The 19246-nt window shown below is 64.8% G+C and carries 16 protein-coding genes and 1 pseudogene; 10 read left to right on the forward strand and 7 right to left on the reverse strand.

All coding sequences use genetic code 11. The features are described from left to right. Nucleotides 1-399 precede the first annotated feature (399 nt). Entirely contained in the window at nucleotides 400-1524 is a 1125-nt protein-coding gene (locus CR152_RS19240) for a YiiX/YebB-like N1pC/P60 family cysteine hydrolase (RefSeq protein ID WP_099877242.1), read from the forward strand. A gap of 79 nt (nucleotides 1525-1603) precedes the next feature. On the opposite strand, the gene CR152_RS19245 is transcribed toward CR152_RS19240, so the two are convergent. The 4 genes and pseudogenes from CR152_RS19245 to CR152_RS19260 all read right to left on the reverse strand — a co-directional run bounded on the left by CR152_RS19245 (nucleotide 1604) and on the right by CR152_RS19260 (nucleotide 5530). Then, complete coding sequence (locus tag CR152_RS19245; protein WP_167399922.1) at nucleotides 1604-3487, reverse strand: DUF3857 domain-containing transglutaminase family protein; 1884 nt, start codon at nucleotides 3485-3487, stop codon at nucleotides 1604-1606. A 35-nt stretch (nucleotides 3488-3522) separates the two neighbouring features. Further along, nucleotides 3523-4044, reverse strand: a pseudogene (locus CR152_RS19250) (GGDEF domain-containing protein); the annotation flags it as partial. A 12-nt stretch (nucleotides 4045-4056) separates the two neighbouring features. Then, on the reverse strand, nucleotides 4057-4827 hold the full coding sequence (locus CR152_RS19255; protein ID WP_157778600.1) for a hypothetical protein: 771 nt from the start codon (nucleotides 4825-4827) through the stop codon (nucleotides 4057-4059). A 160-nt stretch (nucleotides 4828-4987) separates the two neighbouring features. Then, complete coding sequence (locus tag CR152_RS19260; RefSeq protein ID WP_099877254.1) at nucleotides 4988-5530, reverse strand: hypothetical protein; 543 nt, start codon at nucleotides 5528-5530, stop codon at nucleotides 4988-4990. A gap of 468 nt (nucleotides 5531-5998) precedes the next feature. Between CR152_RS19260 and CR152_RS19265 the strand changes: the two genes are divergently transcribed. The 7 genes from CR152_RS19265 (at nucleotide 5999) to CR152_RS19295 (ending at nucleotide 14485) form a co-directional block, all read left to right on the forward strand. Next, the gene (locus CR152_RS19265; protein ID WP_099877257.1) at nucleotides 5999-8317 is read left to right on the forward strand and encodes a TonB-dependent receptor; all 2319 of its coding nucleotides are present in this window, start codon (nucleotides 5999-6001) and stop codon (nucleotides 8315-8317) included. A 99-nt stretch (nucleotides 8318-8416) separates the two neighbouring features. After that, a complete protein-coding gene (locus CR152_RS19270; protein ID WP_099877259.1) occupies nucleotides 8417-9427 on the forward strand; it encodes a fatty acid desaturase in 1011 nt (336 codons plus the stop codon). Continuing rightward, the gene (locus CR152_RS19275; protein ID WP_229413452.1) at nucleotides 9396-10199 is read left to right on the forward strand and encodes a phosphate/phosphite/phosphonate ABC transporter substrate-binding protein; all 804 of its coding nucleotides are present in this window, start codon (nucleotides 9396-9398) and stop codon (nucleotides 10197-10199) included. The genes CR152_RS19270 and CR152_RS19275 overlap by 32 nt, the downstream gene beginning before the upstream one ends. A gap of 96 nt (nucleotides 10200-10295) precedes the next feature. Continuing rightward, a complete protein-coding gene (locus CR152_RS19280) occupies nucleotides 10296-10691 on the forward strand; it encodes a hypothetical protein (RefSeq protein WP_157778601.1) in 396 nt (131 codons plus the stop codon). Nucleotides 10692-10698: 7 nt separating this feature from the next. Beyond that, nucleotides 10699-12837: a DUF362 domain-containing protein gene (locus tag CR152_RS19285; RefSeq protein ID WP_167399923.1), complete on the forward strand. Its 2139-nt coding sequence runs from the start codon at nucleotides 10699-10701 to the stop codon at nucleotides 12835-12837. Between the two features lie 11 nt (nucleotides 12838-12848). Next, nucleotides 12849-13919 (forward strand): NAD-dependent epimerase/dehydratase family protein, encoded by a 1071-nt coding sequence (locus tag CR152_RS19290; protein WP_157778603.1) that lies wholly within the window; start codon nucleotides 12849-12851, stop codon nucleotides 13917-13919. Next, nucleotides 13916-14485 carry an SRPBCC family protein gene (locus tag CR152_RS19295; protein WP_157778604.1) on the forward strand — a complete coding sequence of 190 codons (570 nt, stop codon included), beginning with the start codon at nucleotides 13916-13918 and terminating at the stop codon, nucleotides 14483-14485. Before CR152_RS19290 ends, CR152_RS19295 begins: the two co-directional genes overlap by 4 nt. Here CR152_RS19295 and CR152_RS19300 read toward each other — a convergent pair. Further along, on the reverse strand, nucleotides 14477-15766 hold the full coding sequence (locus CR152_RS19300) for a hypothetical protein (protein WP_208640151.1): 1290 nt from the start codon (nucleotides 15764-15766) through the stop codon (nucleotides 14477-14479). The genes CR152_RS19295 and CR152_RS19300 overlap by 9 nt on opposite strands. 52 nt (nucleotides 15767-15818) lie before the next feature. On the opposite strand from CR152_RS19300, the gene CR152_RS19305 reads away from it, so the two are divergent. Next, nucleotides 15819-16373: a phosphatase PAP2 family protein gene (locus CR152_RS19305; RefSeq protein ID WP_157778605.1), complete on the forward strand. Its 555-nt coding sequence runs from the start codon at nucleotides 15819-15821 to the stop codon at nucleotides 16371-16373. Between the two features lie 18 nt (nucleotides 16374-16391). Here the strand turns inward: CR152_RS19305 and CR152_RS19310 are convergent, their stop codons facing one another. Both CR152_RS19310 and CR152_RS19315 read right to left on the reverse strand, forming a co-directional pair. Then, entirely contained in the window at nucleotides 16392-17966 is a 1575-nt protein-coding gene (locus CR152_RS19310; RefSeq protein ID WP_099877281.1) for a hybrid sensor histidine kinase/response regulator, read from the reverse strand. 5 nt (nucleotides 17967-17971) lie between these two features. After that, on the reverse strand, nucleotides 17972-18775 hold the full coding sequence (locus CR152_RS19315) for an alpha/beta fold hydrolase (protein ID WP_099877284.1): 804 nt from the start codon (nucleotides 18773-18775) through the stop codon (nucleotides 17972-17974). Nucleotides 18776-18955: 180 nt separating this feature from the next. On the opposite strand from CR152_RS19315, the gene CR152_RS19320 reads away from it, so the two are divergent. Beyond that, the gene (locus tag CR152_RS19320) at nucleotides 18956-19228 is read left to right on the forward strand and encodes a hypothetical protein (protein WP_157778606.1); all 273 of its coding nucleotides are present in this window, start codon (nucleotides 18956-18958) and stop codon (nucleotides 19226-19228) included. Nucleotides 19229-19246 lie beyond the last annotated feature (18 nt).

Consider the following 19246-nt stretch of genomic DNA (forward strand, 5'->3'; position numbering starts at 1 on the left):
GGCAAAAAAACCACGCGCCCAAGGCCGGCGGTGCGGAGGCCCACCTCGCCCGGCGGGACGGGGCCACTGACGCGCGCCAGCCACGCGACGTCCGCTTGCTTGTAAGTGCGGTGTTGCCTTGATGCGCCGCGCCGCGTCCGGGTCCGCGGCGCTCCCACATGCACGTGCGCGCTACACGGCGGCGATCGGGGCGGCGCCATGAACGCCAGCCATGGTTTTCCGGTAACGTTTTCTCAAGGGAATTATCAAATGGAATAGGTCAATTCGCTTCTGGCGCGGGACATCATCTGAAGACAGGTCAGTGATGCCGGTCCCTTTACATGCTGAAGGTGGACTTTCCGGGCGGGGAGTCGTACGCTTCTCCTTGGCTGGTCATCGCGACGATGCACAGGTGAGAAAATGACGAAAAGCACAACAACGCCTCTGGGCGGCCCGACGGAAGGCTCCGTGTTCCTGACACATTTGCTGCAGGAAGGCGACATCTTGCTGTGTACCGATCCGGATAGCCGGATCAGCAAGCTCATTCAGACAACGAGCGGCGGCGTCTTCAGTCACGCCGCGCTCTGTACCTATCCGCCCAATGTCATCGAAGCGACGTTTACCGGGGTTGCCGAGATATCCCTGGCCCGCTTCGGCTTGCACCGGCGCGCCTGCGGAAAGGTTCTGCGCTTGAAACCGGACGTTCCCAACCGTGACGCGATCCGTACCATCGCTGCGAAGCAAGCGTATCGGTACAGCACGCGCGAGTACGACAAGATCGCCGCGCTGGCGTCGCTGTTTCCGAATTGGGAACTCGACCCTGGCGCGCGCATGTTCTGCTCCTATCTGGTGGCCGCCGCCTATGCGCTGGCCGGACTGAATATCACGGCGCCGCGCAAGCCACCGCGCAAGACGACCCCGGCGGACATCGATGCCTCGCCACTGTTCGACGATATTACCGACAGCGTGTTGGCGCATGCTCAATTTCTTCCCGGGACACCGCGCTATTTCGTGGATGAGGGCTATTCCGATTCCCCGCCGCAGGAATACAATACTGCGCTACGGATTACGACCGAGAGAGTCTCGGCCTACCTTGAAAAACACGGTGAGCCACCGTTGGACGACTATGCTTCCGCGCTGGCGATTTACTTGCACTACCGCTCAAAGCCGTGGTTCGGCGAGTTCGACATGCTCTTCGGCAGTTCAATCGACGAACTCGGCGAGCCTGCGCTGGCGCGCACGGAGAAACTTGTTGCTGAGGCGCGCGAGCACGATGCCGGCACCCTGGTCCTGCGCATTCGTTGTTGCAGTCCCGACACGTATCCCATCATGCTGGCGCTCGTTGCCAACCGTATCAAAACAAGCGGGGCGCTGATCGCGGAACGTCAACGCGACATCCTGGCATTTCAAGCCGGCGCTGCCGACGGGCTCCATACCGCCGCCGTCCTGCTCGCTCATTCCCGGCGCATTCATGCCGGCTTGTCGGCAAACCTGGAAATGTACCGGAACGAACAGGCGTTCTTCCTGGCGCATCCACCATTCTGATGCGGGCCAGGCACAGGCCCAAAAAAACCGCTCACCGCCATTGCTGGCGCTGAGCGGTTTTTTGGAATGCAAAAGTCGCTTATTTATAGACGACTTGCGCTTTCAGGTTGGTCAGCACCTTTTTGGAAAACGCCTTGTACTCGGTCGCAATGGCAGGGGCGCAGACGTTGCCGCGGGTGCGGTCGTCGATCTCGCGCGTGACCGTCAGCTGGTTTCCCTTCAAGCGATAGCTCGCCTTGTAGCTGACGTTGGCCGACTTGACCGTCATGTTATCGGGCACGGCCAGCACTTTCATCTTCTTCGGGAAAGTGAACACATATTCTTCCAGGCTCGCCCCGTTGGAGCAGGAAAATTCGGTCAGCGTTTCGTCGTCGTCCGATCCACCGAGCATGAAGCTCGCAACGGGCGAGCTGCTGGTGAACAGCGGATGAATCACAAAGGCGCCCGCGCCGGGAAACTGGGTGAAATTCTTGAACTCGAAACTGGCCTTGTAGTTCAAGGTATTGATCAAGGCGGTCGGGTCGTCGCTTTCAAACTTGCCCGTGCCGGTATAGCCCATGCTCTTGAGCACGTTCTTGACCATGTCATCCATGGTTTCCTTGCCGGCACTGCGCAGGCCGTTGCGCAGGCCGAGGGCATACTCACCCTTGGTCGCCACGTCCACGCTGCCGGTCACCGAACCGTCATCGTTGATCTTGATGCGCGTTTTCATGGTCTGGGCATTCGATCCTGGCTGCGCGGCCGGGGTCTTGAGTCCTTCCTTGAAACCGTCGACCAGCAACGCCGGTTTGTCCTGCGAACTGTAGGGCAGCATGCCGAATGGCGTGGTGCTCGATGTCGAGTCGAGGAACAGGTCGAACGCCGGCAAGTAGTTGATCACGTGATTGACGCGCGATACCACCGGCACCTTGGCCAGCTTGAAACTGCTGCCCGCGTTGATCAGCGCCTGCGTGCTCTCGATCTTCCTGGCCGCCAGCAGCGCTTGCAGCAGCGTTGCGTGGTCCTTGCAATCGCCCATCTTGTTTTTCAGGATGAAGGAAATATCGTGGGGGACCACCGCGCCGGTACCGATGCAGTTGCCGGCGTAGGTGATGTTGGTGGCCACCCAGTCGTACAGGGCGCGCGCGGTGTCGCGCGGCGTCTTCTGGTCTTTGGCGATCTGGTCCGCCAGGGCCTGGACTTCCGCGGTCACGGCCGCTTTCGGCGTGGCGCGCGCGCCGTAGGCCTGGGCAATGTCCGCATATGATTTGAAGGTCGAAAACGCCAGTCCCGGCAGGGTGTCGACGTCATACACGGAATAATCGCGGCGCTTGTTCTTGAGCGGTACCTTGTTGGTGAAGCTCCACGACAGTTCCTTGCGGCCGTTCTTTTCGGTGCTGGCGACCGGGGTCAGTTCGCGCACGTCGAGCTGGGCCGCGAGCGCTGCCGGATAGTCGAGCGTGATCTTGACGTCGTCATAGGCGGTGCCGCGGTTGAAGTATTGGACGATCGAGTAATGTTTCGGGAACATCGGTTCGGTCTGCGTCAGCTTGTACGAAAAACCGACGGTATCGCCGACCGCCACTTCCGGGAACACCACCGTGAGCGTGGTCCGGTCGGAATACACCGGCGCATCCTTGTCGTTGCCGGTGTTGGTGACCACCTGGTAATTCGATTTGGGCGCCTCGATGCGGCGGCCGTCGGCCTTGATGGTGTAGGCGCTCAGCACTTCGGCTTTTTCAATGCTGGTGCTGTACGAGATCGAGGCTTCCTTGGCATTGGACAAGGCTTTTTCCTTGAGCACTTTCATCGCCCAGTCGTGCGTTTCGGCACTGGTGTAATCGTCGTTGAGCGAATACTTGACGTGATAGCGCTCGAGGCGGGTGTACAGTTCCGCCGGCTCCTCCGCCGGGGCGGCGCTGGCCGCGCTCGCGGGCAAGGTCAACATGAACAATGCGGCAGTGTGCAGTAATCTGGCTTTCAAGTGTTTCTCCACGTGGATTTGAACATTCTCACAACTCATTGTTGTTTTCTGGAAAGCATTATAAACCGGCACGAGGGCGTTGCAAATTGACTAGTTGAGTATTTTTCTATTTGTCGGTTTTTACAACTTTTTTGACGTGAAACCGGCGCGGCCGCCAGTACCGTGTCAACCGGCGCCGACAGGCGCATCACGATGCGCGCCTGGTTACGCCCATTGGCTTTGCCGTGATAGAGCGCCCAGTCGGCCAGGCGGATGCCGCGTTCCCACTCGACGCCGCCGTCGGCGACGCCGGCGACGTGGGCCGGGTCGGCGCCGGGCGCGTAAATGAGGAATTCCTCGCCGCCCCAGCGGATCACCATGTCGCTATCGCGCACCGCCGCGGTCAGCCGGCGCGCGACCTCCACCAGGACCGTGTCGCCCACGCAATGGCCCCAGCGGTCGTTGACGTGCTTGAAATGGTCGATGTCCATCAGGACGATGCAGTCGACGCTTTGCAGGGCATCGTTGCGCCGCTCGCGCTCGTCGTGCGCGGGGCGCGCCGCCATTTTTTCCAGGAACGAGCGCCGGTTTTACAGGCCGGTCAGGGCGTCGTGCTGCGAATGGTAGGTGAGCTGGGTATTGAGCTGGTTCAGGCGCACATTGCTGCCCGCCGAGCGCCGGTACAGCACATACACGAAGATGCCCGCCGCCACGGTCAGCAGGGCGGCGAAGGTGGTGAGCAGCTGCAGCATGCGGCGGCTGCGCAGGTCGGCGTCCTTGACCAGGTTTTCGCGGCGCAGCAGGTCGATCTGGCGCGTGCGCTGGCCGGCCTCGTATTCTTCCTGCAGGGCGGCCACGGCGCGGTCGCGCGCGGCGCGGGCATCGGCTTGCCGCGCCGCCTGCTGTTTGCGCACGGTCGCCAGCGCTTCCTTGTACAGGCCGGCCTGTTCCTGCATGCGGCCCTTTTCGTCGAGCATGGCGTAGAGATCGGCCGTGGCGCCGGCCTTGTCCAGATCGGCAATCACCCCATCGATGTAGGGCAAGCCTTCGGTAAAACGCTTCTGCCCCATCAGGGCGAAGCCGAGGTTGGCCCTGGCCATGAGGATCATGTTGACGTCGGTCACCCGCTCGGACGCTTTCATGGCCAGCAGTGCCTCCTGTTCGGCGCACACATAATCGTGCTGGCGCAGGAAATAATCGGCGATGTTGCCGCGCACCTCGGCTTCCAGGCCGGTCAGTTTGCCGCGTTTGGCGGTCTCGAGCGCGTTGTTGAACGCGGCGATGCCTTCCTTGTCCCGGTTTAGCTTGAGCATGGCGATGCCCTGCGTGAACTGCAGCCGCCCCACGGTGCGCATCGGCACGTCGCGCTCCAGCAGCGCCTGCCGGCGGCCGCAGGAAACGGATAGTCGATTATGGAGAAAATTGCCCGCACTGCTGCCACTCTTGTTGCAATCGCGGGCCTGGTTTGATGTGCATTCACAACATGAGTTGTATGTTCAATAATCAAGGCGTTGCCGTGGTTCAGGCCTGGATCACGCTCACGCGGGCAAAGCGCAAGTTTTCGAATACCTTGATGCGCCCCTTGAGCGGCCACCAGTCGTACAGGAAAATCTGGACCGGGCGCCACATCGCCACCCAGCCGATGATGGTCAGGCTTTCGCGGGCGATTTTCGCGGCGGGGCCGGGCATGAAGCTGGTGATCGCCTCGGCCAGCAGCAGGCAGGCGGCGACGAACACCAGGCCCACGCCGAGGCTGAGGCGGCCCAGCCGCAGCAGTTGCCTGAGCTCGCCGCGCACCAGTTCGATCTTGTATCCGTAATAATTGTGGATGGCCTCGCCCACCAGCGCGCCCGCTTCGCTCGCGGACGGCAGCTGTTCGACGTGGATGGTCAGGTGCAAGTGGCAATCGTGCGGCAGCGACAGCGCCCAGTTCTCGATGTACGCCTCGCACGCACGGTCGAGGTCCTTGTTCAGGAAGGGCGCCGGATCGAGCGAGTTGAACAGCTGGCGCAGCTCGCGTACGCGCAGGTCGAGGGTATGGGTGGGGTGCTGGCTGATGTGCATTGCGCGCGTTTCTCCTTGGCCGCCGCGGGCCGTCCGGCGCGCAGCGATCGCTGTATTCTACCCGTGCGCACGTCCTGTGCGTCAGTTGCGCGTGTCTTGCCGCCGTCCGCCCGGCGCATCGGGAGCGGTGCGGACGAGGCTTGAGAGGCGTCGACGAACAATGTGAAAATTGACATTGTTGTCAAAATGTTCGATCATTCCGGCGCCTCAACCACGACCGGAGGCAACGGCACGCGCAGCGCTTGCCCGTTCCTGCCTCCTGCCCGACCCGCCTTGACGATGCCCCCGCCTGTCCAGGTCCTCCAAGCGACGGTCGTCGCCGCGATGCTCGCCTGCGGCCGGGCGCGCCTGGCCGGTCCTGGCTAACATTTCCAGATAACCAAAGTCGGTAATCTTCGTGTTCACGCACGGATGGTGCCGATATACTTTTTTTACTTGCAGTATTCATAAACGGATTGGAACAGAGTGATGGGGAAGCAGTTGATTGCACATGGAGCGCTGGCGATGTTGTCGCTGGGCGTGATCGGCACGGCACAGGCGCAGCAGGCGGGCACGGACGCCGCCAGCCGCGCCGCCGCGCGCCAGGTCGCCGGGAACAGCGATTCCGACAAGATCGACCGCGTCGAGATTACCGCCACGCGCGCCGTCAACGCGGTCGACGTGCAGCAGGTCGCGGCAGCCATCACGGTGCTGCAGCCGGAAAGCCTGGCCAAATTCGGGCTGGGCAACCTGAGCGATATCTCCAGCCTGGTGCCTGCCATGAGCGTGCAGGAGCAGGGGCCAGGCGTGAACAACATCACCATGCGCGGCCTGGTGGTGCGCGGCATCGTGCCGTCCGAAATCCAGGATTCCTCGCTGGTGGCGGTATATGTGGATGACATGCCGGTGACGCTCAAATCGGGCAACCCCGATCTGCGGGTGCTGGACCTGGAACGCATCGAAGTGCTGCAAGGCCCGCAGGGCACCCTGTTCGGCGCCAGCGCCATGGCGGGCGCTGTGCGCCAGATCATCCGGAAGCCCGATACCAACGACCTGTTCGGTTCGGTGGAAGCGGTCGGTTCGCGTACCTCCGGCTTCGGCGGCACCAACCACAATCTGCGCGGCATGCTCAACGTGCCGCTCAGGGACGAGGTGGCGGGCCTGCGCCTGACGGCCTACACCGGCGCCGATTCGGGCTACATCCGCAACGCATTCAACGGCGCCACCACCAACGCCGTCTCGACCAACCAGGGCCGCGCCGCCTTGCGCATCCGTGCGCAGCCCGGCCTGCTGATCGACGCCAGCGTCACCGCCTCCAATATCAAGGGCGGCATCAATGATGCCTACGCCAGGCTGGCGCCGTTCACCACCTATGCGCTGCTGCCGCAGAAGAGCAACGATGCGCTGCAACTGTACAACCTGGCCGTGAACTACGATCTGGGCAGCGCGCAGCTGGTGTCGTCGACCTCGTATCTGCACCGCGACACGCAGTACGCCACCTCGGCCCAGTATCCGGCCACCGCCTTCATCTTCAGCGGCAAGCCGCCCCTGATGGCGTCGGCGTACACGATTGACAATGCCGTCACCGGCCTGGCCCAGGAACTGCGCCTGAACTCGCGCCATGGCGGCCCCTTGAAGTGGACCGCGGGCGCGTTTTTTGAAACCGGCAAGCGCAAGCTGCGCCAGGAACAGCCGACCGCCGGCTTCGACGCGCGCTTCGGCGAGACCCGCAACTTCCCCGGCTACAGCTCGCAGGCCAACGACCTGGCCAGCACGCCCGACAATTATTTCTCGGGCCGGCAAGATACCAGTTCGCATCAGGTCGCGCTGTTTGCCGAAGGCACCTACACCGTGTTCGACAAGCTGGACCTGACCGCCGGGCTGCGCCTGTTCAAAGGCAAGCAGGATTTCGACCTGCACTTCAGCGGCCTGTTCGGCAATCTGGTGGGCGCGACGCCCGGCGCGCCGGTCGGCAGCCCGGAAACGAGCAGCAGCAGCGCCACCGCCCAGGGCGCCAATCCGCGCTTCGCGGCCGCCTATCACATCGACCGGCAACACATGCTGTATGCGAATGTGGGCAAGGGTTTCCGCTACGGCGGCAACAACCAGCCGGTGCCGTTCAACTTTTGCGGCGTGAACGCGCCGGCCACCTTTGCGCCGGACAGCCTGTGGAGCTACGAAGCCGGCTCCAAAAATACGCTGTTCGGGCAGCGCATGACGCTCAATGTGAACGCCTACCTCACCAACTGGAACGATGTGCAGGTGTTTAACAAGTTGCCATGCACGTATTACTTCACCCAGAATGCCGGCAAGATCCGCAGCGAAGGCGTGGAACTGGAGACGTCCGTCAAGCTGACGCGGCACGCCAGCATCGGCTTGAATGCCGCCTACAACCATGCCTTCGCCAGGGATGCCGTGATCACCGGCATTGCGGCGCAGAATATCCCGGCCGGCGCGCGCACGCCGTACGCCCCGCGCGTGGCGGCCAGCGTCAGCGCCAGCTACCGCATTCCGCTGGCCGGCAGCGACGCGATCGGCCTGGCCGCCAGCTATGCCTACAAGGGCCGTGCCTACACCAACTTTGCCGCCGCCCAGGGAAGCTATGCGGAAATTCCATCATCGAACACGCTCAACGCCACGCTGACCTACCTCACGCGCGGCATCGAAGTGGGGCTGTTCGGCACCAATCTCACGAACGGCAACAAGGTGAGCGACGTCACGACCAACAGCATCGCCATCCAGCCCGGCGATACCTTGTTCATGGCGCGTCCGCGCACGGTCGGCCTGCGCGTCAAATCGCGGTTCTGATCGGACGGCGCTGCCGCGCGCGGGTCGGTGATGCGGCAGGTCAACATCTGACCTGCCGCAGCCACCCACAATTCCAGTGTGAGCAACCAAGGATGACTTATGCAATCACGACTGGCACGGCAGACGCCCTCGAACTACATGGATGCGGCGCAGCAGGGACAAATCCGCGGCGAACGCGCGCGCCGGCTGTGGTGGGCGGAGTGGCCCACCTGGCTGCTGATTGTCGTCATCCACGGCGGCTGGCTGGCCACGCTGGCGTTCTGGCGTGAGCTGGGTGCCCCCGCCGCCACCGGGCTGATGGTCTGGTGGTGCGCGTGGTACATGTCGCTTCAGCATGAATTGATCCATGGCCATCCCACCCGCTGGCCCGCGCTCAACCGCGTGTTAGGCACCTTGCCGCTGGCCGTGTGGTATCCGTACCGCCTGTATCGGGAGAGCCATCTGCGCCATCACGTCGATTTCCACCTGACCATGCCGGCGCTCGATACCGAAAGCTATTACGTGTCGCCGGCCACCTGGGCCGGCCTGGGCAAGCCGGTGCAGGCGCTGCTGTGGTTGAACAAGACGTTCTGGGGACGGATGCTGGTGGGGCCGGCCATCGCGATTGCCGGTGCGTGGGCGCAAGCGGTGCGCGAGCCGCTGCAGGGGAACTGGAGCAACGTGCCGATGTGGCTGCGCCATCTGGGCATGCTCGCGGCCATGCTGTGGTCGGTGGATGCGGTGTTCGGCGTGTCGGCACTTTATTATGTGCTGGCGATTTCCTATCCGGCCCAGTCGCTGGTGATGATCCGCTCGTTTTACGAGCATCGCCCGGCCGAAGAGCATAAGCAGCGCATCGTGCTCAATGAAGCGGGATTTGTCTTCCGCCTGTTATTCTTGAACAATAACTTTCATCTGGTGCACCACGATTTCCCGTCGCTGCCCTGGTATCTGCTGGGACGGGTGTATCACGCGCGGCGCGATGCCTATATCGCCCGCAGCGGCGGGTTTTACGTGCGCGGGTACGGCGAACTGATGCGCCGCTTCGGCGTGACGCCGGTCGACGCGCCAGTTCATCCTCATATGCCGGAGTCAGTCCATGACGTGGAGCGCCGCTTTCCCCATGTATAACGTGTCGGCCGGCGTCAGGGCAGGGTATGAAGCCCTGTTCGCGGCGCTGGTCGACGTGCTGCGCGCGGATGGCTTCCGCGACGCCGTCGAACTCGAACGCGCGCCCGTATTGCCGCACTTCTGGAAACGCCCCGACATGCTGCTCAGCCAGACTTGCGGCTATCCGTACGTCACCGGGCTGCGTGCTCATGTCGGGTTGGTCGCCACGCCCGTGTATGCGTTTTCCGGTTGCGAGGGGAGCGATTATTCGAGCGCCATCGTGGTGCGCGCCAACGGCGCCATCGGCGCGCTGGCCGACGCGCGCGGCTGCGTCGCCGCGGCCAATGACATCGATTCCCACAGCGGCATGAACGCGCTGCGCCATGCGGTGGCGCCGCTGGCGCGCGGCGGGCGGTTTTTTAGCGCGCTCAAGTGGTCGGGCAGCCATCGCGCCAGCCTGTCGCTGGTGCAGGCCGGCGAGGCCGACCTGGCGGCCATCGATTGCGTGACGCTCGGCTATCTGCGCCGGGAAGCGCCGTCCAGCCTGGACGGGTTGACGATCCTGTGCCATTCGGCGCCAGCGCCCGCCTTGCCCTTCGTGACCGGGGCCGCCGTGCCGCACGCCGTACGCCAGTGCCTGCAAAGCGCTCTGCTGACGCCGTCGGCGGAACTCGCCAGCCTGATGGCGGCTCTGTCGATCCGCTCCTTCGCGCAGTGCGGCGACGACGACTACGCCCGCATCGGCGCGCTCGCTGACGAAGTGCGTGCGTGTGGCTATGCGCAGCTTGCCTGACCGCGAAAAGACGCTGATTTTGACATAGATCAACGCTTGTTCATCGACATCAATCGCTTGCGATTGGGCTGCCTTATTTCCGATAGCATGTAAGCAGTGCATGCCTATTGCGCCGAATTAACACTTCACTTCCATCAGGTCGCCCTTTTGATATTGGAGAGCATCATGGCCGTCGCTCTTGATGAAATTAAGAATGCCGCAAAAACGTCACTGCAGATTTCCGCCAACCGCTACGGGCGTTCCGCCGTCGAATATGGTCAAGCCCTGCTCGATTTCGGCAGCGGCAGCGTGGGCGCCGGCGATGTGGCAAAAACCGGCGTGGAGCTGGCGCTGCGCGGCGCGATGGGCGCCGTGGACGACACCATCCGCTTCGGCACCGCGTATTTGAACTGGGCCTATGCGCTGGTTGGCGTCGGCCAGCCGCTGCCGGCGGCCGGGGTCGCGCCGGATGGTGATGTACCGGCAGCGGCTGCGACCGCCCGGAAAAAGTAACGCTCCGATGGCAAACAATCGCGTCCCGGTCCCCGCTGTGCCGGCGCTCGCCGTTGCCGACGATGCCGCCGCCAGCCCGGTCGAGCTGCTGCGCCTGGCGCTGCGGCAGGCGGGCTGCCTGCCAGCCGGGCCGGACGCGAACAGGAACAGTGCCATCGTTCTGCTCGACCTGGCCGCGTTCGCGTCCGACAGTCCGGTAGTGGTGCGCCGCGAGCTGGTCGAAGCGCTGCTCGACCTGCTCGCCGCCGATGGCTGGAGCAGCCTCGCCATCGCCTCCAGCGCCGACAGCGCCAGCACCTGGCTCGGCAACCGCGACGTTGCCGTGCTTGCGGACTTGCTCGGCTACCAGTACGTGACCGGCAGCGGCACGCCGTACGATGTCATCGACCTGTCCGAACAGCTGCCCGACTCTCCGCCAGGCGCCGGCTACGACCAGTGGGCCGGGCGCCTGTCGCGCGCCTGGACCGACGCCGGCATGCGCATCGTTTTCGCCAAGTGCCGGACCGACCAGCACGATAACGTGGCGCTGTGCATGAATACCTTGCTGTACGCGCTGCCGCTGGCCGACAAGGATGACCATTACCGGCTGCGCACCGATCCCTGGCTGGCCCTGCTGCCATTGCTGGAGACCAGCGCGCCGCACATCGCCATCGTCGACGCCTGCGGCGCGGCCCACGGCTCGGGCGGATTGCAGGCGCCGCGTGCGCTGGCGACCCACGCCATCATCGCCGGCAACGATGTACTGGCGGTCGACTGCGCCACCGCCATCAAGATGGGCGCCGATCCCGCCAGTTCGCCGCTGATCGCCGCACTCATCGCGCGCCTGGGCCGTCCCTCCCTGTCGGGTCTGGTCGGCTCGCTGGCCCCGTTTCCCGGCTTTCTGTTGCCCGATCCCATGCTGGTCGATGCCACGCGCCAGCGCCAGCGCTCGCCCACCTTGCTGCGCCTGAGCGCGCCGTGGCTGCAGCAGGTCGATACCGCCTTGTTCCCCTTCAAGCATCCGCTCGACGTCAAATGCAACCAGGCCATCGCGCCGCGCCTGGGGCGCCTGGACGACGATCCGTCCGCCAGGGCGCTGCTGGTCTACGCCAACTGGGCCCTGGGGGCGTGGGCGGCGGCGGTGGAAGCGGCGCGCATCGGCGGCGCCAAGGACCAGCTCCTGCGCAAGGAGGCGCGCATCTCCGCCAACACGCTCGCTTGCAGCGATGCCGATTTCCTCGCCATGGAGCGCGAGCTCGACGAATTGCGCGGCTGGCTGGCCACGCCGCCTGACGTCGCCAAGCCGCTGCGCTGGCGCCGCATCGAGCAGGCGGTGCTGTTCGAATACCAGCGCGAGTTTCCGGTGCCGCTGGCCGAGTTTGCCAGCCGCGTCGACATCGCCCGTTCGATCGAGTACATGAACGATTACATCGGCGGCGAACTGCGCGCGCTCACGCGCGACGCGCAGGGCAGGCCGCTGCATCAGGCCGAACGCAACGCCTACCTGCCGCAGCCGAATTATGTCGCCTGGTGGGGCGGCAAGGAAATCGACGTTTCCAAGATCGAGAGCGTGCACTATGGCGATGACGAGCAGCGCATGTATTGGAAAACGGTGCATTCCGAGAACGCGTCGGCAGTGTTCGACGACGGCATCATCACTTTCTCGGCGACCGGCGGCGGCACCCGCGTGAGCATTTTCGGGCGCCAGCTGTTTGCCCTGCCGCCTTTGCTGGAAAGCTTGCAGCTCGAGCGCTATCAGGAGCTGAAGGACCGCCTGACCGAGCACGCTTACGCCACCTTTTTCGCCCGCACCTTTTCCAATTTCGAAGCCTTGCTGGAAGGGCGCGAGATTGCCATCGGCATGGCCCGGCATGTCCCGTCCACGCCGCACGACAGCGCGCCGCGCCCGGTGGACGCGCTGGCCGAGCTGGCAACCAAACTGGGCGACCATGCCGCCGCCCTGTTCGAGGGCGTGCTGCAGCCCGGGGCGGCGCCAGGCAAGGCACGCATCGACAACGATGGCTTTGCCCATTTTGACGCGCCCGCCGCCGCATCGGCGCCGGAGAACGCGCTCACCGCATGGGTGGGCAGCTTCTGGCAGGGCTATGGCGAGGCTGTCGCCCGCGATCTCGGCAAGAGCGTGCAAGCGCTCTGGCCGCGCACCTGAGGGGAGGGCATATGCGCGCACTGGTGACGGGAGCGAACGGCCTGATCGGCGCTAATCTGTGCCGCGAACTGCTGCTGCGCGAGTGCGAGGTGCGCGCCATGACGCGCGCAGGCAGCGACAGGCGCGCCTTGCACGGCCTGGCGCTGGAGCATGTCGAGGGCGACATTTTCGATACCCCCGCCACTCTGGCCGCCTTGTGCGCCGGCTGCGACGTGGTGTTTCATGCGGCGGCGCGCTTCGCCTACAGCGGCATCAGCGCGGCAGAACTCGACCGTACAGCCCTGACCGGCACCAGCAACATGATCGAGGCGGCCGCGCTGGCCGGGGTGGGGCGCGTGGTGATCACCTCGTCGTCCGTCGTGTTCGGTTCGTCGACGGCCCCAGTGGTACGCGACGAGCACGGCGGCCCGGACGACGGCTTTGTCGAGCCGCCGTACATTCAGTCGAAAACCAAGCAGGACCGGCTGGCCATCGCCCTCGGCCGCGAACGCGGTGTCGAGATTCTGCTGGCCTGCCCGACCATGTCGGTCGGCCCGCACGCGACCGTGCTGGGACCGTCGAATGGCGTCATCGTGGCCTACCTCAACGATCCGCTGCGCCTGACCTATCCGGGCGGCTGCAATATCGTGTCGGTGCGCGATGTAGCGCACGGCCACTGGCTGATCGCCACGCGCGGCACGCCGGGGGAGAGCTATATCCTCGGGTCCGGGAACCTGGAATGGAATGCGATCCATGCCGCCATTGCCGCCCTGTGCGGCGTCGACAGCCCGCGCCTGGAAGTCAATCACACGGCGGCCTATCTGGCCGCCTCATACGAGGAAGTGCGGGCCCGCTTGCAAGGGCGCGCCCCGCTGACCAGCCGCGAGCAGGCGCGCATGATCGGCCGCTATTACTGGTATTCGCACGCCAGGGTCGCGCAGCTCGGCTACGCGCCCATGCCGGCCCGCGCCGCGCTGGCCGAGGCTTGCGCCTGGCTGGCGTCGAGCCCGCACATCAGCCGCGAAGTGCGCACCTCGATGACCCTGGCCGACGACGCGCACCGTGCGCGCGCCGGCATGCCATCCACCGAGGAGCTGCAATGACACCTTTTCATAGCTTTACCATGGTCAAGCGTCCGGTCGACCAGATCTGGCTGGTGATGCGCGATCACCTGGCCGAGCTGGCGGTACAGCTGGACGATCTCGATTCCATCGTGCAGCTCGAACGCAGCACCGGCAGCGATGGCCGCCTGCTGCTGGTGAACCGCTGGCAAGCCCGGCAAACCATTCCGGCGATGCTGCGCGGGGCGCTGGGGGGCGAGCTCATTTCCTGGGTCGACCGCGCGCAGTGGGACGACGCCGCGCACGTCTGCGAATGGGCCATCACCCCGTCGGTACTGCCCGAGCACATCGAATGCCGAGGCAGCACGCGCTACGAGCCGGCCATGGCCGGACGCGGCACCCGCGTAACCTTCGACGGCAGCTTCACGCTCAAGCCGGGATTCCTGAACCGTCTGCCGGCCGCGTTCGAACCGGCGATTCTGAGCCTGGTCGAGAACATCGTCTCGACCCTGATCCCTCGCAATTTGTCCAAGGCCATCAATGCCGCCGCCGAGTTCAGCGGTGCGCCAGCGCCGGGCCAGACCCTGGCGCCGCCGGCGTCACCCTAGCAGCCAGGCGTGGTGGAAGCCCAGGCGCGGATCGGCCAGCGGCGACATCCACGAAAAATACGTCTGCAGCGGCGGCATCTCAACGCGCAGGCGCAAGGTTCCGGTAGGGTAGTCGTAGATCGTGATGTGGTTCAGTCCACGGTTGGCCGTGAACAGCAGCGACTGGCCGGCCGACAGCTGGCAGCCATAAATGGAATCGAGCAAGGACTTGCGGGACACTTGCAGCGCGCCGAGGAAGTGCTGGCTGTTTGAAAAGAAATTGCCACGCGTGAAAACGTCGGCGACCTGGGAGCCCACCTCGCGCGGCCGGTTCAGCTGCGCCGCGGCGTCAGGACGTTCGTCGACCAACTGGCGGTAGCTGGCGAAGGTGGCCAGGTCGATGGCGATCACGTTCTGGCTGCCGCCGTTGCAGAAAATCAGCTCGCTATCGGACAGGCAGACATCGGAATTGATGTGCGCCGGGATCTCGCGCCCGGCCGCCCAGTGGCGCAGCACCTGGCCGCTGGCCGCATCGATTTCAAAGGCATATTCTTTCAGAAAGGCCATGGCCCACTCGTGATAATCGACATGATCCTGCGGCAGCACCCGGAACGAGACGCCGTAAAACCGGTCCTCGGCCGGATGCGCGGCCACGTGCCAGCAGGTGGCCGGCAAATCGACCACGCGCACCGCCATCGATTCGAGGTCCAGGATGGCGACGTGGCAGGCTTCGCCACGGCGGCCGTCGTGCGGGCTGTCCATCGAGCCGTACACGATGTAGCGGCCCGAGGCGCTGCGCTTCATGCCGTGCGGCAGCTTGAGCCGGTGCGCGCACAGGCGTTCGCCGTGCTCCAGCGCATCGATGGAAAAGCGGTAGAAATGGGCACCGATCACGGTGATGAATTCCTTGTCCGACATCCATACCAGATGGGTCGATCCCTGCAGCGAGGAGGGCGGGCATTCGTAGCGCAGGGTCGAGACGCGCCCGACCTCGTCGAGCGTGCGGGCGTCGTAGAACAGCAGGTGCTGGCCGGCGTTGCCCAGGAAACCGATGGTGCCGGACGGGTTGACCGACACCGCATGGCCGGCGGCGATGCCGTCGTAGTAACGAATCTTGTACGCGTAGCGTTGCGACACCTGATCGAACAGAAACAGGCACACGCCGGCCATGCCTTCCAGGCCGTTGGCGCCATTGCCGTCGAGGGCGATGTGGAAGCGCTGGCTGTAGACCCGGCTGGCGGGGTCGGATGAGGCGTTCCCGGGGGCGTCTGGCAGTTCCATTTCTTTGTGAGGATGCATCAAAATGTCTCTTCCTTTTCGTCGATCCAAGCAATCGCAAACTTCGGAAACAATCGTGCTGGAGCCTGCCGGCCGCTGGCGCTGCACCCTGGTGCGGGCAGGGCGGCTGGAGTTAATTATTGTACAACGCATCGCGCCGCTTGCGCGCTACCGCATCGTCCGCTTTACAACGAACATCATCAATCTGCTAGGTAACGGGTGGGTGTATGCGCCGCTGGCCGCCGCCATCTTTTTCTCGCAGATCCGCAATCCGGTCGCCGTGCTGCAGGCGGCGCTGCTGTCGACCTTGATCGGGCACCTGTTTTACCGGACGCTCAAGCGGCGCGTGGCGCGCCTGCGTCCGTTCGACCGGGACCCGACGCTGCAGTCGCTCACCAAAGTGCTGGACAAGTATTCCTTCCCGAGCGGACACTGCATGACGCTGACCACCGCGCTGGTGCCGATTGCCCATGCGGCGCCTGCCGCCATCCCCATCGCCGTCGGCGCGCTGGCGCTGCTGGCGCTGTGCCGCCTGATCGCGGCGCATCACTATCCCAGCGATGTGCTGGCCGGTATCGGCCTGGGAGCGGCGATTGCGATTCCGGTGTCAGCCTGGCTGATGCCGGCTTGAATTGCGCCGGCGCGGATGTCAGAGCGGCGCCACGCCGGCCAGCAGGTGCTGCAATGTCGCGAACTCGACCGGCTTGGCCAGATGATGATCGAAACCGGCGGCCAGGGCGGCGTCGATATCGGCTGGCTGGCCCCAGCCGGTCAGGGCGATCAGGACCGGTTGCGTGGCCAGCGGCATCGCGCGAATCCGGCGCGCCAGCTCGTAACCGTCGATATCGGGAAGGCCGATATCCATGATGCATGCCTGTGCCTCATGCGCCTGCAGGCAGGCGGTGGCGTCCTCCCCGCAAAAAGCGACGGCGGTCGGATAGCCGCTCAGGTCGAGCATGGCCTGGAGCATCTGCGCGGCGTCGCGGTTGTCGTCCACCAGCAGCACCCGCAGCGGCGCGCCGGCGCGCGGCGCCGCTGGCGTACGCGGCGCGGCCATTGCCTGCTCCACGAGCGGCAGGCGGACCGTGAACGTGCTGCCTTGCCCCGGTCCCTCGCTGGCGGCGCCGATGGTGCCGCCATGCAGCTCGACCAAGCCCTTGACCAGCGCCAGGCCAATGCCCAGGCCGCCGTGCGCGCGCTGCAGTGCGGGTTCCAGTTGCGAGAACATCTCGAACACGCTTTCCAGCGCCTCGCGCGGGATGCCGATGCCGCTGTCGCTGATCGAAATGACGGCTGCGCCGTCTTCATCGCGCATCTCCAGTGCAATGCGCCCGCCGGCCGGCGTGTATTTGCAGGCGTTGGTCAACAGGTTGACCAGCATCTGCGTCAGCCTGGTCGGGTCGCCCTGCGCCGTCAGCGCTTGCGCCGGCAAAGTGACGCTCAGCGCATGGCGGGCGGCCGCGATCTGGGCATGCATGTCGCCCACGGCGCCCTGGATGATGGCGGCCAGGCAAACCGGCTCGGTGCGCAAGACCAGCTTGCCCTGGCTGATGCGCGACACTTCCATCAGGTCGTCGACCAGATGGGACATCTGGCGCAGCTGGCGGTCGAACATGTCCACCATGCGGCGCTGCGGCGCGTTCTCCGGCAACTGCATCTTGAGCAAGTCGACGCCGCTGCGCATCGGGGCCAGCGGGTTCCTCAGCTCATGCGCCAGGGTCGCCAGGAATTCATCCTTGCGGCGGTCGGCCAGCGACAATTGTTCGTTGGCCTGGCGCAGCCGGGCTTCGGCCCCCATCTGCGCCGCCAGCGCGGTTTCGGCGGCGGTGCGCGCGCGCAGCAGTTCCCGCTCGTACGCGCGGCGGTCGTTGGCAATGAAGACCGCCACCTGATCGACCAGGCCGTCGCCCGCGCGGCGCCTGGCGATATTGAGCAGGGCGGGAACCCGGCTGCGGTCCTTGCGGACCAGATCGACCTGGACCTCGCTTACCGATCCCTGCAGTTGCAGCAGCGGCGCGCAGTGCGTCTGGTGAAACAGGCGGCCACCGACACTGAGCAAGTCCTGCAGGCGCATGCCGGCCGTCATTTCCGCATCGGTGAACCCGAGCCAGGCCGCCAGCGTCTGGTTGGTGCGCAGGATGTTGCCGGCAACGTCAGTGAGCATCAGCCCGCACGCCGCTTGGGCAAAGGCTTCCTCCGGCGAGGGGAGGGTGCGCTCAAGCATCGGCGTCAGGCCAGCGCCTTGGCCAGGAACGCCGTGATCGCATCCGTGCTGGCGCTGGGCGCGCTCATGTGCGGGCAATGCCCGATATTGTCGATCAGCGACAGCACGCTCGACGGCAGGGTGCGGTGCATGTATTCGCCCACGGCCACGGGCGCGATCATGTCGTCGGTACACTGGAGAATGAGCGCCGGGGTGGACGACTTCGGCAAATCCGCGCGGTGGTCGGACAGGAAGGTGACGCGCGCGAAATGGGCGGCGATGTCCGGGTCGTTGCGGCAGAAGCTGTTGGTCAGTTCCTCGCCCAGTTCGGGCTGGCCGGGCGCGCCCATGATGGCCGGGGCCATATTGCTCGACCAGCCGAGATAGTTGTCCTGCAAGGTCTGGAGCAGTTCATCGATATCCTCGCGCGAAAAGCCGCCGACGTAGTCGCCATCGTTGATGTACGAGGGCGATGGACTGACCATGACCTGGGCGGCGAACAGCTCGGGCGCCTTGATGGTTGCCAGCACGCCGACCATGGCCGCGACCGAATGACCGACGAAGACGACCGGACCGGAACCGAACTCGGTAACGACCTCGATCAGGTCGTCGGCGTAGCCGTGCAAGGTGTTGTACTTGCTGCGGTCGTAAGCGGCCGGGTCGGATGCGCCGCTGCCGACGGAGTCGAATGACACGATGCGGTACCGCTCTACAAACGAGGGCACGAGGAAGCGCCACATGGATTGGTCGCAGCCGAAGCCGTGAGCGAACACCAGTGTCACCGGGCCGCGCCCGCACACCTTGACATTGTTGCGGCTTTGAATGCGCATGCGAGATCTTCCATTCATAAACGATGCGGCAGGGTTGGAAACCGCGGACGATTATTATAGCAATGTACCTCGCGCACGAGAGGACATTGCGTGAACGACGTGAGGCGTCAATCTGGTGGCCCGCAACTGGGTTTTGCGCCATGCTGCCGGTATGATATCGGTATTTTCAAGGATTGCTCCATGACAGAAGAAGACCAGACTCCCCCTTCCCGGCGCCGCGTGCCCACCAGCGTGCTGCTCGCCGGCCTGACGATGCTGCCGGCCCTGCTGGTCGTGTTCGGCGGCGCGTTCAGCGCCGCCGGCGGCTATGTGTGCGGCGTGATGATTGCCGCGCTGTGGCGCAAGTACGGCGACCCGTTCGACTCCAGCCTGGCGCCGGAAATCGGAGCGGCCATCGGCGTGGTGTTCTTCGTGTGCGTCTTCATTTACCAGTACCTGACGAGAAAACGCTGACGCGGCCACGGCGGGCGT

It is taken from the genome of Massilia violaceinigra, from assembly GCF_002752675.1.
GTDB lineage: Bacteria > Pseudomonadota > Gammaproteobacteria > Burkholderiales > Burkholderiaceae_D > Telluria_A > Telluria_A violaceinigra.

What these genes read in the sequence shown, in the direction of transcription:
- CR152_RS19240 (WP_099877242.1), top strand. Translation starts at nt 400, where the DNA reads ATGACGAAAAGCACAACAACGCCTCTGGGCGGCCCGACGGAAGGCTCC.
- CR152_RS19260 (WP_099877254.1), bottom strand. Translation starts at nt 5,530, where the DNA reads ATGCACATCAGCCAGCACCCCACCCATACCCTCGACCTGCGCGTACGC.
- CR152_RS19265 (WP_099877257.1), top strand. Translation starts at nt 5,999, where the DNA reads ATGGGGAAGCAGTTGATTGCACATGGAGCGCTGGCGATGTTGTCGCTG.
- CR152_RS19270 (WP_099877259.1), top strand. Translation starts at nt 8,417, where the DNA reads ATGCAATCACGACTGGCACGGCAGACGCCCTCGAACTACATGGATGCG.
- CR152_RS19275 (WP_229413452.1), top strand. Translation starts at nt 9,396, where the DNA reads ATGACGTGGAGCGCCGCTTTCCCCATGTATAACGTGTCGGCCGGCGTC.
- CR152_RS19285 (WP_167399923.1), top strand. Translation starts at nt 10,699, where the DNA reads ATGGCAAACAATCGCGTCCCGGTCCCCGCTGTGCCGGCGCTCGCCGTT.
- CR152_RS19290 (WP_157778603.1), top strand. Translation starts at nt 12,849, where the DNA reads ATGCGCGCACTGGTGACGGGAGCGAACGGCCTGATCGGCGCTAATCTG.
- CR152_RS19295 (WP_157778604.1), top strand. Translation starts at nt 13,916, where the DNA reads ATGACACCTTTTCATAGCTTTACCATGGTCAAGCGTCCGGTCGACCAG.
- CR152_RS19310 (WP_099877281.1), bottom strand. Translation starts at nt 17,966, where the DNA reads ATGCTTGAGCGCACCCTCCCCTCGCCGGAGGAAGCCTTTGCCCAAGCG.
- CR152_RS19315 (WP_099877284.1), bottom strand. Translation starts at nt 18,775, where the DNA reads ATGCGCATTCAAAGCCGCAACAATGTCAAGGTGTGCGGGCGCGGCCCG.
- CR152_RS19320 (WP_157778606.1), top strand. Translation starts at nt 18,956, where the DNA reads ATGACAGAAGAAGACCAGACTCCCCCTTCCCGGCGCCGCGTGCCCACC.